This is a genomic window from Clostridium sp. DFI.1.208 (genome assembly GCF_024463855.1).
Classification (GTDB): domain Bacteria; phylum Bacillota_I; class Bacilli_A; order Erysipelotrichales; family Erysipelotrichaceae; genus Clostridium_AQ.
On the sequence record NZ_JANGCA010000083.1, the window covers coordinates 1 to 12,222 of the forward strand.

Below are 12,222 nucleotides of genomic sequence, written 5' to 3' on the forward strand. Positions count from 1 at the left end.
TCTTTCGTCAACAGCATATCCGAATCGCCGCAGCCACTCATCACCAGACACAGACTCAAGACTGCCAATAATTTTTTAAACATCCATATCCCTCTTCCTTTTTCAATGCTTGATACGCTACGCTCACAGATCAGCTTCCTGACAGGTTTTGCACTTCCCAGTAATTTCCACAAATCCTGTCTTTTTATATATTGTCAAATCTAGCTTTTCATGGTACTATCTCTACGCCTACAGTACTTTACTGTAAGCTAGCAGACATGAGAACTTATACATAGCAAGGGACTTCATAAGCTGATATATTCAGTTTTTTTATTTCTTTCTTCAGCTGATCCTCACTCGCATGAGCATAGAGGTTTTCTGTGATCCCCGTTGAGGCATGACCAAGCATGGCCGAGCAGTATTTCATCGGGATACCGGCCTCCAATGCTCTTGTCGCAAAGGTATGCCGCAGACAGTGAAAATGAATATCCTGTATATTTAACTTATTAAGCAGCTTTTTAAAATGATAATTTATTCTTCTAGGCTCCATAACAGTTTCTCTTGATGTAAGGAACAGGGGAGCATTACCATTTCTTTTATACGCTTGCGGCATCGTATTCATATATGTATCTAAAGCCTTATATAAATCCTCATTCATCGGTACAAACCTTACTTTTCCAGATTTTGTACTTTGATATATCAATGGACAGCATGTGCTTCCATCCTGTTCAAAAGTCATCACACGATTCAATGATTCATCAATCCGTATCAGGCGGTCCTCCATATTGATATCTTCGACCTTCAGAGCGCTGACTTCCCCAATTCTAAGTCCTGCGTGCATCGCTAATAAGGCTGGCATTAACGTATTATTCTGGAATTGTGGTGATATTGCGTTTGATAATTTCCTTTGATTTGATTTACTCAGTACCCTTACTTCCTTTTTTTCCTCTCTTGGATACTCTATATATCTACATGGATCATATCCAACAATCCCCAAATGTATCGCCCGTTTAAAAGCAAGCTTTAGTACCATGATATGCTCCCTTAATGTTTTAGTAGAAAGACCTCCTTTACCATCCAGTCTTCCATGCTCATGTTTCATATTGACATAGGTCTGTAAGATAGCATCATTTATCTCATTTAAAAGATAATCTCCCAGAATCGGACATATGTGACTATTGATATAGCTACGAAAATTCGCATAAGTACTGGGTTTGGTATTTGTTTTCACATAATGCTCCAAGAAGTATAAAAGCCATTCTTCCAAACTTGGCATTTCGGCAAAAGGATGCTCACACGCTCCATAGCATCTAAAATCCTGATCATCAAGAACCCGTTTTCTTTCCTGCATAATAAAATCTCCTTTCAAAAAAAGATTCTCATTTAATCGGGCATACAAAAACAACATGAGAAAAAGGCTCTCAAATCTGTTTCCTATGCGAAATTAAATAAGAATCAACGTTGATTTATCACAAAAAGGTAATTCCTACAAAAAATTGCGGAATTCTCCATAAATTTCTACAAAAGCATTTACAAACTGTGATGCAGGTGTTATAAATATGAGTGTAGAAATCATTACATGAACTTACAGTAAAGTACTGTAAGACAGGGCAGGCGGCGTATATGTCGTCTTTTTCTTTACCATAAGACGCACATTCTTTCGCGGATTTACCTCTTGTTTCTGAATAATACCACATTTAAAGAATAATGGATTATCAAAAAATACCCCTAAATTGTAGGTTTAAAAAAATTATAGAGGAGCTAGCTATGCATCTTTTTTACGCATTCCTATGTCAAATTCAATTACAGCAGGATGCCCCTAACACCTTCTACATAAAAGAAATATTATAAATTGTTATAGAAAGTAAAACCTTTTTTCAAATCAAATCGTTAAGTAAGTGAGGAGGAGGCATATGAGAGAACAGCAAATCCTGCATAAAATAAAAAAAGGCGATCAGCAGGCATTGAATGCGTTTATTCGCGACCTCTATCCATCTGTCTATTCCTTCGCATTTCACAAAATGCAGGGGGATGATAGCGCAAAGGATATTACACAGGAGGTGTTTGTGCGCTTCATTCGCCAGCTTCCCATGTATCATTCACAAGGCAAGACACTGCATTATCTATATCGAATCACGAGTAATCTATGCCACGATTACCATCGAAAGATGCAGCGTGATCAGCATGCGGATATCGACAACCAGGAAAACTTATTATCTGCGGACTGTGACGTACATGAAGCTATCCTGGATCAGATGCGAAATGAAGAGCTGATGTATTACATAGGCGAGCTTTCCGATCCTCAACAGGACATTATATTATTGAAATACTATCATCAGATGACATTCAAGGAAATAGCGGAAAGCTTTTCTATTCCTGTATCTACTGTGAAAACAAGACACACTGCGGCATTAAAGCGGCTCTTCGCATTATGGAAAGAAGGTGACTATCATGAAACAGAAGCACATACAGGTTGATGAAGCAGCGCTGGAACAAACCGTTCTTCTCTGCCAAAAAGAGCAGGAGCGATATATACAGAAAAACTGCACCTCTATACTGCAGCTTATCCTTCGCTATATGTGGCTGGATTTTCGTTTTTATATGATACTATCTATTCTCGGTCTGTTCACTTCGATTCTGCTTATACTACTTGATACAGTCAACGCACAGATTTATACCGCTATCTATTTCTTCACGCTGGGTATCACTGCATTGTATGAATACTATAAAAGCAGACACTACCAGATGCTGGATATCGTCAGTCCTGTTTACCTGAATCCCTGCCGGGCATTCCTGATCCGAACTGCAGGAATCGCCTTAAACGGACTTGTTATGTCATGTATATTGCTGGTGATCTTTATTTTCAGGGAATCCTGGATCCCCGCTGATTTCATTATGACAGGCATCGTCCCTCTATATATCATGCAGATAATATTTACACATCTGATTCACAAAATTAAAGGCTATATATCTGCACTTGCCGCATACTGCCTGTTTTATTGTATATATCTTTTTATATACACGCAGTATATCCGTTATATGATATCCAATCCCCTGGTCATGTTAATCATATTCATCGTATCCGGTTTAACACTCTTTAACATGCAGCAGATAAACAAAGGAATGTCGGATACAGAAAGGAGGCAGCAGAAATGGAGCTGCTTATAGAACATATCAATAAATCATTCAAGAAGCATCAGGTGCTTCATGATGTAAATCTAACTCTTGATAAAGGTGTACACGGACTGCTTGGCGCAAATGGAAGCGGAAAAACAACCCTCATGAGAATCTTGTGCGGATTGCTTCCAAAGGACAGCGGCAGCATCAGCTATGATGAAATAGATACTTTAAAGCAATACGATGTCTATGCATCAAAAATCGGCTATATGCCGCAGCATTTTGGCTTTTATCCACATTATACAGTATATGAATTTCTGGAATATATGAGTATCTTAAAAAATCAATCAAAGGAATATGGCAGGAAGAGAATCGATGAGCTGCTGAAGATATTGCATCTTGAGGATAAGCGTAAGACAAAAATGAAACAGCTATCCGGCGGGATGCTACGAAGAGTAGGTATCGCACAGGCACTTTTAAATCAGCCGGAAATTCTCATTTTGGATGAACCGACAGCCGGACTGGATCCTAAGGAACGAATTATTTTCCGAAACCTGATTGCATCACTTTCACAGGAATGCATCGTTTTACTTTCCACGCATATCGTAAGTGATATTGAAACCATCGCAGATGACATCATCGTAATGAAGGAGGGGAAGATCATTCTCCATGATACTCCAAGAGAACTGCTGCTTACCATGGAGGAAAAGGTCTGGCAGGTAACGCTACCGAAAAAGGAAGCACTCGCCCTGATGGCTTCCCATATTGTTGTAAAGAGTCATAATGTAGAAGATGATATTGAACTGCGTATCGTGGCAGATGAATGTCCGCACAGCTCAGCACAAAATCTGTCACCCGATTTGGATGATTTGTATTTATATTACTTTAAAGAAGGTGATTCTCTATGAGACGACTGATTCTATCAGAATTTAAAAAGATTTTTAAAAGTAAAATCAACATTGTTTTATTGCTTATCCTGTTTATTTTCAATGGCTACCGCACCTATCAGGTTTATCATCAACCGCTGCAATATCGTTCAGATATCGTCATGAAGGATACCAACGGCGTGGAGAGAACAGGCCTTGCTTATTGGAAACTTGCTGATCAGATTCAGCATTCCTATGCGGGAACACTCAGTGAAAAGACCATACAGCAGATGGATAAAGACTTCCGTACAATTATGAATAAATATGCAAAAGCAAATCTGGATGATGAAAAAATGAAGGCTGTATACGGCGATAATTATGAAGTCTTACTGAAAGATGCGCGTAGCGGTAAATATACCGGTAAGGAAATCAATGAATTATTTAAAAATTATATGCAGATCCGAGGTGGTATCTCCTATGAGGATATCGAAGGAAGCGACAAAGTAAAGGTACATGTTGAAGATTATTTTAAAAATGATGATGTGCGCCTGCTATATAGTATGATTTACTACGGATATTTTATAGAGGATGGAAGAGATGTTTCCGCGTATGAAAATTTTCATTTTGAGGATCAGAAAAAATGGCTGCATGCCAGTCAGCTGAGTGAACAGGAGCTGAATCTGGCTATTGCCGGTTTTGATCAACCGGACAGCATGTACGATGCAACAATGGAGAATTTCATAAATCGCTATAAGTCAGCCTCTTATAAAATTGACAGCAATATTCCCAATACACTATTCGTTGAAGCCTTATATAATCTGGAATTTGCTTCTCTGCTTATTCTTGTAATCATTCTGGCGAATACCTACGCCATGGAGAAGCATTATAAGACCTATCAGATTATGATTCCTACAGCTGCCGGTAACAGAAGAATAACAGCGGCAAAGCTGTGTGCCGGTATAATGCTTGCACTTGGAATCGCATTCCTGCAATTTCTGCTTGTATTTGTCATGTCCTGTATTTTCCTGCCGTTAAGAGATTTGAATCTGACATATTACTCGCAATCTCAGGCATCACTGAGTATTACGCCCTATGTATTTACCTATCGAACACTGATTATGAATGCAATGGTGTTGATTACTATTGCATCCATGGCAACCGCCTTTGTGACCTTGCTTGTTTCCTATATCACGAAAAACCGATTTGCGACAGTGATTCCATTGCTTCTGGTTACACTAATTAGCGGCTTTGCGGGCTTTTTTAATCAGCTGGCACCTGGAATGGTGATTGATCAGTTCTTTCCTTCTCAAATGGTTCATTTTACACAGTTTTTCACAGTTGCATTAAATGCTCATTTGCCGTATTTCAGTATTGGCAGTTATTCGCTGGCCTGGAAGAATGTTATCATGCTGTTCTGGGTTATCACGATTTTCATTATATCTCTGTGTATGCTGCAGCATTCCCGTAGGCATGTGAAGAACTGCAGCTGATAAATAAGAATAGTAAATAAAAGCTTTCATAACAGGATTTTATTTCCATTACATTCCCTTTCATAGTATTCATTGAATATATCTATTGTTTTATGAAACAGAAAAATAATAAGCAAGATAGTAAAGTATTAAGGCATGAATATGTATTTTCAGCAATATAGAGGAACTTCAAACTTCTCTTGAAATTGTCCACTTTATAAAGGTCCATACGCAGTAAATTCCCTATGAATAATAAAAAAGATGCTTACAGGCATATACCAATTCAAGGATATTATGAATTGCGTATCTCTGTTTCTGCATCTTTTTTGTACGATTATATTTCCTGTTGTAGTTCCATTACGATCACAGCTCGAATTTTTTCATCAACACCAAGCAAATCCATAGCCTCTGTTACGCTGAAATTATTTTTTTGTATAAGACGTTTGACATAGCACAGTGTAGTATCAATTCTTCCTTTTGCGACGCCCTTTTCAAGTCCTTTTGTGAGTCCTTCTGCAAGTCCTTCTTCTCTTATACCCTGGCTTAAATTACACATATAGTTATCTCTTATCCTGATGCTTTCCTTGTTATTTATTCTGCTGTTGTAATTGTTGAAGGATAACAGGTCGAATTTTTTCATCAACAGCAAGCAAATCCATAGCCTGTGTTACGCTGAAATTATTTTTTTGTATAAGACGTTTGACATAGCACAGTGTTGTATCAATCCTTCCTTTTGCAACGCCTTTTTCAAGTCCTTCTGTGAGTCCTTCTTCTCTTATACCCTGGCTTAAATTACACATATAGTCGACCTCACTTTCTATCTCCTGTGTCATTATTATACCATATTTTTCTTTTAACCTGGCTTTCTTATCCTCCGCTTTCCATTTTGCAATAAACAGGATAAACAGCATTTCCATTAAGTCGTGATTTTCTTCAAATGCCTTAGTAGAAGGATAGTCTTTTCCCGGATATATCATGATTGCATTCATTAAATCATACTCTTCCTTCGGTGCTTCCCATTTTCTTTTCCTGCAAATCTCATGCATCGAATATGTATTCATTACATTATCCTTTTCCTTTGCATGTTGAATACATATCCATATAGAATATACCTTTTTTATTTTATCAAACTTTGAATGCTGAAATCCATCAGGAGCATTTTTCTGTTTTGCTAACAGCCTGCTGCAATAGTAAACCGCACGACTTAACAGAGGATACCCAGGATTATCTTTATTCTGCGCTTCGAGATTGACAAATACACGAATCAATTCATGCTCATTTCGTCCCTTTTTTCTTGGCAAAGACACCTCGAATAAAATATCATATTTTATCAAAGCCCCAGAAATAGACTCATCCTCCAGATTCTTTCCTTGAATAGTATCACTATGACATCAAATACAGGATTTGATTCAATATAATAAGGTATTTCCTGTAAAGAAATATCCGCAAATTCAAGGATGCATTCCTTTATGATATACGACAGTATCTGTTTATTGCATAATATTTTCTTACAATATTCATCATACGCTTTTCCTATCTCATTCTTTTCTATTACAGAAGCTATCGCTGTACTCCCACCCATGCCTTCACCTCTCTCTTTCAACCGCAGAACCTACCATTAGCTGCCAAATCTTAAACTACCCTCCTTCGCATAGAATGATAAATTCTATATAGCCTTTTCTTGATTCATAGCTGTATAGTAGCATAAAATAACATCATTTTATAAAAAGTACCCAAATACAGGATTATTTACTAATTTTTTTACTTTCAATTAGCTATTCCTTTTTACGGAAAATAAAGAACTATGTAAATGCATTATCTTTTATATACTTCCGGGAACAGAGCAACCCTATCCATAAGAAAAAACAACCATAGTAAAATGATTGTTTTTCAACTATATTTTCATGAATAAATCATCACAGAATTTCTTATACTATCATAAAATCGTTGACGCTATTTGCTTCGAGCACGATCGCCATACTCTGCATCACAAGCATACACATAGCATCTCCTACAGACTCTCTGCAATTATTTTCATGATTCAAACGCACGTTGGGCATCTATAATTTCTCTGCGCTGATTTTAATTAGGCGTGCACATCATCCCCTATAGATCCTCTCCGTTTGATTCTATTGTACGTGCGTACCAGTAGAAGGAATCCTTTGGAACACATTTACCAGTGCCATTTCCTTCGTTATCGATATCCACGTAAATAAGTCCATACCGTTTTTCCATTTCACAGCTGTTTCCACTGACGATATCAAATGGTGACCACATGGTATAGGCGAAGATATCCGTCCCCTCTTCCATTAAATCCCTTAGCTCCTGAATATGGCGTCTCTGATAATCAATTCGGTAATCATCATGGATACAGCCATCACTTTCCAAAGTCTCTTCCACCCCCACACCGTTTTCTGCAATCATCATTGGTACGCCGTAACGATCCCAATACTGTGCCATCGTATTATACAATCCTACCGGATCAATAGTCCAGCCCCATTCCGTGGCCTTCGTGTATGGATTGCTGCAGCGATTGCCTTCTTCATCAACACAGTGGCTATAGTAATATGCGACAGCCAGAAAATCCATCGTATAGGAACGGATCAGCTCCGCATCACCGTCTTCCATCTGAATCGTGATACCATGCTTCTTAAACCACGTTTTCGCATACCCCGGATATTCTCCGCGCAGCTGTACATCCGCAAAGAAGAAATCCTTCATCCGATTTTTCTCAATCGCCACCTTTACATTCTGCGGATCACAGGTCTTTGCATACGTCAGCTGATCCGCCAGCATCATACCGATCTCCAATGTTGCGTCAATTTCTCTTGCAGCCTTAACGATTCTCGCACTTGCAACAAATTCATGATGCACCGCCTGATATTTGGCAGCGGTAAAATCCTCATATTCATCCATGACCATGCCCAGCGAACTAAAGGATTCCCCAAAAATCAGGTTAATCTGATTGATCACAATCCAATATTTAACCTTGTCCTTATATCTTTTCAGACAGGCTTGTGCAAAACGCTCATACAGTTCAATCGTCCTTCTGCCATACCAGCCCTGATAATGCGTTACAACCTTCAACGGCATATCATAATGCGTCAGGGTGACGATTGGCTCAATTCCCTGTCTGTGCAATTCATCAAACACCTCATCATAGAACTGAAGTCCGGCTTCATTGGGCTTCTCATCATCCGCATTTGGAAAAATGCGTGCCCAGCTGATACTCATCCGAAATGCCTTAAACCCGCACTCCTTCATCCATGCTATGTATTCTTTATATCGGTGATAGAAATCCACCGCCTTATGCTTTGGATAATATTGCTGCTTTTGCTCTGCCTGCACATCTGCGATACGCTCCTTCAGGACCTCTCTTGTATAATTCGTATTACCGCCACCTGCAGCTTTTTTATAACAAATCTGGATATCCGCAACATTCAAGCCTTTGCCACCCTCCAGATATGCCCCTTCCATCTGAACGGCAGCACTTGCTCCACCCCAGAGGAAATTATCAGGAAACGCACTCATCAGCAGTCCTCCTTTTTTACAAACATAGCCGCAAAGCTGCGAAAGGTATCGATCAGAGAGCTGCAAAGCTCAATTTCGCTGTTAATTGTCATCAGTGTATCCTGCGCGTGATTGAACAGCATACAGTATTCATACTGCACACCACGTGCCTCTGCCTGAATAATTTCTGTTTGTGCCGCATGCGCCTGCGTTATTTCTGCCTTTGCTTCCTTCAGGCTCGCATCCGCTTTATCAAACTGCAGGGCTTGCACATGCTTCAATGCCTCTTTGGTATGCAGACGGGCATCTCCGGCATGTGTCAGAATCCCCATCGCACTCAGTATCAGCTCATTATTTTCATCAGTCATTTGCTTCCATCTCCATTTCTTCCTTTACCATTTTATTCTCATGTGCCTTAAAGAACGGCCACCAGATTAGCCATGACAGCAGGAACATGCCAACAACCAGAATTACTGCACGGAAATCACCATGTGTTGCCAGGAAGGAACAAATCGGCATCGGCAGCTGGTTCACATTCATGACAGCATGCGGAATCGTAACCAAACCACTGGAGAATGCAAGCCAGGCTATCGTTGGCAGAACCAGGGCATTGATCCACATAGGAATCATCAAAATCGGATTTAAGGCAATCGGTGCTCCATATACCAATGGCTCATTGATATTGAACAGGGACGGTATCATGGCAATTTATTATAAATTATATATGTCTTTTTGACTATCTTTTTATATCTTCTTAAATGTCCGCAAAGCCTTATTTTATCGGCTCTACGGGCATTTTGCTTTTGTGGTAAACCTCACATATCTAGGTCTATCTTCTTATATTTTCGCTATCAAGCGTGGTTAAAATCGTGGTAAATACTTCTTATGCAATTAGACGCTGAACCTCTGATTTTGCGGTATCTATGGACGCATGAGCGTACCAGTTCATTGTGATACTGATGTTTGAATGTCCCATGATATACTGTAAATCTTTCGGGTTCATGTTCTTGCTTGCCAGTCTTGTGCAGAATGTATGGCGTAGCGTATGCGGTGTGATATGTGGCAAGGGTTTGTCCTTGTGGTGCTTGTTGTATTTCTTTACCATACGGACAAATAAGGCGTTGTAATCAATCGCAACTTTGGGCTTGCCCTTATGGTTGACAAATAAGAAATTGCTCCGTCCGTCTATCACAAATGGTTCTGCCTTTGGGCGTTTTTTCATCACTCGTTGAAATGCTTGTATCGTTTCCTTGCTTAATGGCACTTGCCTTATTCCGCTCTTTGTTTTAGGCGTTTCAATATAATAGCCCTGTTCCTTGCTCTTTAGTAACTGGTGGTCGATAATCACAACTTCATTCTTGAAATCAATATCGGCTACTGTCAGTCCGCACAGTTCCGAGATACGAAGTCCTGTTTTTAATAATATCAGCACATCATCATAATGCTTGTGATACACATTGTCCGTCTTGATAAATGAGAGTAGGACTTGTTCCTGTTCCTCTGTCAATGCGACTTTCTCTTTGGTATCATTTTCTAGGACTTCACTTAACTTGAAATCAAAAGGGTTTTTCCTTACACAATCGTCTTGTATGGCGATATAGAATGACGCTTTTAACGAGCGTTTATGGTTGTTAATGGTGTTATAGGAAAAGCCTTTGTCTTTCATGCGTAATGCCCATTCCTTAGCGTCAGAGGGTTTTATCGTATCAATGCTCCTAGCACCTAACTTGTCCTCTTTCAATAACCGCATGAGCTGTTCCCGTTGTTTCTGTGTGCTTTTCTTCACATTTGCCCTCTGTGCGTTCTGTTTGGCGTAGAGTTGGCAAAGCGTCATTTTCTTGCCTGTGCTGTCGATACCGTCCTCAATATCCCGTCTTATCTGCTGTTCCAGTTCACGAAGTGAGGGTTTTTCCCGTTTTCCCTTTGGTGTCGGGTCTGTGGGTGTCAATCTCCAAGCATACACATATTTTGTGTTTCCAAATGCGTCCACATATTTATATAAGTATTTTCCGTCTGTTCGTTGGCTCTCTCCAGTATGCAGGATACGTCCTTTGCTATCCCGTCTTTTTTCTTTCATGGTGTCTGCTCCTTTCCTTGTTGGAAAGAGCCTTGATATGACTTGTGTTCATCATAACACATACAAGGCTCATTTGCATTAGATTGCGTCCAATTTATCAATGACCTTTTCAAACTGTTGGCGTTTAATCTGTATGCGGTTGCCATTCATAATGAGCCAGCCAGCGTCCTTGTTTTCCTCTGCCAATCGTCTTAACTTGTTTTCTCCGATACGGAAATACTTTGACGCTTCTTCAATGGTAAGGGTGTATTTTTCCCATACAGGAATATCGTTGTTATTCATCAGATACCCCCTTTCCCATGTTTCGTGTCATACTGGATATAGGGGATAAGGTCGGTGCGGTCTATCCTCTGTAAGTGGGCGGTTAGTTTACTGGAAAGGGAATTGCTGTATCTTGCTTTATCAAGCATAGTTCCCACTTTTTCCAATCCACCTAATGCGTCATGTTCTTCTAAAAAGTAAAAACTTTTGACAGCGGAAATCACGCCACCCTCTGTGAGCCATTGCTGTGTTTCTTCAAGAGAATTATGTAGTTTCGGTACTTGCAGTTTTAAGACTTTCACAGCCCCTAAAAAGCGTTCCCAAAACCGACACGTTTTCCATCTGCTCTTATTACTTTCATTTCTGTTTGGCACGACAAAGCGTAGGTTGCTTGCCAGCAGTCCGAAAGCCAGTTCCCCAAGTTCCAGCGGTCTGTCTTTGAATGTCATGGCAAAAGCATGAGCCTTATCATCACGTAGTTGCATTTCTGTCCGTTTCCAACTGCCGACTTCATCAAGTGTCTTATTATGTTTTGAACAGACTTCCTTATCTTTATCATAAAAGCGGTAGGACAATCCTGATTTACCAGCACCGATATAAACGGTCTTTGCGGTGTCGAAATCATCAAACTTGCTTTCGTCAAAGTGGTAGCCCTCACTATTCGAGATAAATTCCTCTTTTTTGCATTTCTTCTTTATCTGCTCTATGGTAAAGAATGGCTTTTCGTTCTTATCATCAATGGCAATATCCAGTCTTGTGAAATGGAAATTATCCAGTCCGTATCTTCGCTCACAGCGTCGGAACATATCCCCAAAAGTATAATTCCTACTGTCGAGAATACGGAAAATATCATCACAACCTCTGCCAGTCATAACAAGATAACAGCCTAGCCCCTGTGGGTTGTCCTCTGTCTTTCTTGCGTCCCCCGATACATAAATATCTC

At 39.7% G+C, this 12,222-nt stretch carries 14 protein-coding genes; 4 read left to right on the top strand and 10 right to left on the bottom strand.

The window, feature by feature from the left end:
• Nucleotides 1-265 precede the first annotated feature (265 nt).
• Nucleotides 266-1,330 (bottom strand): site-specific integrase, encoded by a 1,065-nt coding sequence (locus NE665_RS22000; protein ID WP_117443873.1) that lies wholly within the window; start codon nucleotides 1,328-1,330, stop codon nucleotides 266-268.
• A gap of 562 nt (nucleotides 1,331-1,892) precedes the next feature.
• Between NE665_RS22000 and NE665_RS22005 the strand changes: the two genes are divergently transcribed.
• Genes NE665_RS22005 through NE665_RS22020 form a run of 4 tightly spaced genes read left to right on the top strand, consistent with a single transcriptional unit; the run spans nucleotide 1,893 to nucleotide 5,452 of the window.
• Nucleotides 1,893-2,456 (top strand): sigma-70 family RNA polymerase sigma factor, encoded by a 564-nt coding sequence (locus tag NE665_RS22005; protein ID WP_117443874.1) that lies wholly within the window; start codon nucleotides 1,893-1,895, stop codon nucleotides 2,454-2,456.
• Entirely contained in the window at nucleotides 2,431-3,147 is a 717-nt protein-coding gene (locus NE665_RS22010; RefSeq protein ID WP_117443875.1) for a hypothetical protein, read from the top strand. The genes NE665_RS22005 and NE665_RS22010 overlap by 26 nt, the downstream gene beginning before the upstream one ends.
• Nucleotides 3,132-4,004: an ABC transporter ATP-binding protein gene (locus tag NE665_RS22015; RefSeq protein WP_117443876.1), complete on the top strand. Its 873-nt coding sequence runs from the start codon at nucleotides 3,132-3,134 to the stop codon at nucleotides 4,002-4,004. The genes NE665_RS22010 and NE665_RS22015 overlap by 16 nt, the downstream gene beginning before the upstream one ends.
• Nucleotides 4,001-5,452 (top strand): ABC transporter permease, encoded by a 1,452-nt coding sequence (locus NE665_RS22020; RefSeq protein ID WP_117443877.1) that lies wholly within the window; start codon nucleotides 4,001-4,003, stop codon nucleotides 5,450-5,452. Before NE665_RS22015 ends, NE665_RS22020 begins: the two co-directional genes overlap by 4 nt.
• A gap of 313 nt (nucleotides 5,453-5,765) precedes the next feature.
• On the opposite strand, the gene NE665_RS22025 is transcribed toward NE665_RS22020, so the two are convergent.
• From NE665_RS22025 to NE665_RS22065, 9 genes are all read right to left on the bottom strand, one after another.
• On the bottom strand, nucleotides 5,766-5,987 hold the full coding sequence (locus tag NE665_RS22025) for a hypothetical protein (RefSeq protein ID WP_117443878.1): 222 nt from the start codon (nucleotides 5,985-5,987) through the stop codon (nucleotides 5,766-5,768).
• Nucleotides 5,988-6,018: 31 nt separating this feature from the next.
• Nucleotides 6,019-6,732 carry a hypothetical protein gene (locus tag NE665_RS22030; RefSeq protein WP_233104839.1) on the bottom strand — a complete coding sequence of 238 codons (714 nt, stop codon included), beginning with the start codon at nucleotides 6,730-6,732 and terminating at the stop codon, nucleotides 6,019-6,021.
• Nucleotides 6,733-6,761: 29 nt separating this feature from the next.
• A complete protein-coding gene (locus NE665_RS22035; protein ID WP_238134920.1) occupies nucleotides 6,762-7,013 on the bottom strand; it encodes a hypothetical protein in 252 nt (83 codons plus the stop codon).
• Between the two features lie 524 nt (nucleotides 7,014-7,537).
• Nucleotides 7,538-8,962, bottom strand: coding sequence for a glycoside hydrolase family 1 protein (locus NE665_RS22040; protein ID WP_117443879.1), 1,425 nt, complete (start codon nucleotides 8,960-8,962; stop codon nucleotides 7,538-7,540).
• Nucleotides 8,962-9,309, bottom strand: a complete 348-nt coding sequence (locus tag NE665_RS22045; protein ID WP_117443880.1) for a PTS lactose/cellobiose transporter subunit IIA — start codon at nucleotides 9,307-9,309, stop codon at nucleotides 8,962-8,964. The genes NE665_RS22040 and NE665_RS22045 overlap by 1 nt, the downstream gene beginning before the upstream one ends.
• Nucleotides 9,302-9,643 (bottom strand): hypothetical protein, encoded by a 342-nt coding sequence (locus NE665_RS22050; RefSeq protein WP_233104840.1) that lies wholly within the window; start codon nucleotides 9,641-9,643, stop codon nucleotides 9,302-9,304. Before NE665_RS22050 ends, NE665_RS22045 begins: the two co-directional genes overlap by 8 nt.
• Before the next feature lie 181 nt (nucleotides 9,644-9,824).
• Nucleotides 9,825-11,018 carry a site-specific integrase gene (locus NE665_RS22055; RefSeq protein ID WP_233104953.1) on the bottom strand — a complete coding sequence of 398 codons (1,194 nt, stop codon included), beginning with the start codon at nucleotides 11,016-11,018 and terminating at the stop codon, nucleotides 9,825-9,827.
• A gap of 78 nt (nucleotides 11,019-11,096) precedes the next feature.
• Nucleotides 11,097-11,300, bottom strand: a complete 204-nt coding sequence (locus NE665_RS22060) for an excisionase (RefSeq protein ID WP_024739675.1) — start codon at nucleotides 11,298-11,300, stop codon at nucleotides 11,097-11,099.
• On the bottom strand, nucleotides 11,300-12,222 hold a 923-nt coding region (locus NE665_RS22065; RefSeq protein ID WP_256302643.1), incomplete at its 5' end, for a replication initiation factor domain-containing protein. The genes NE665_RS22065 and NE665_RS22060, both read right to left, overlap by 1 nt.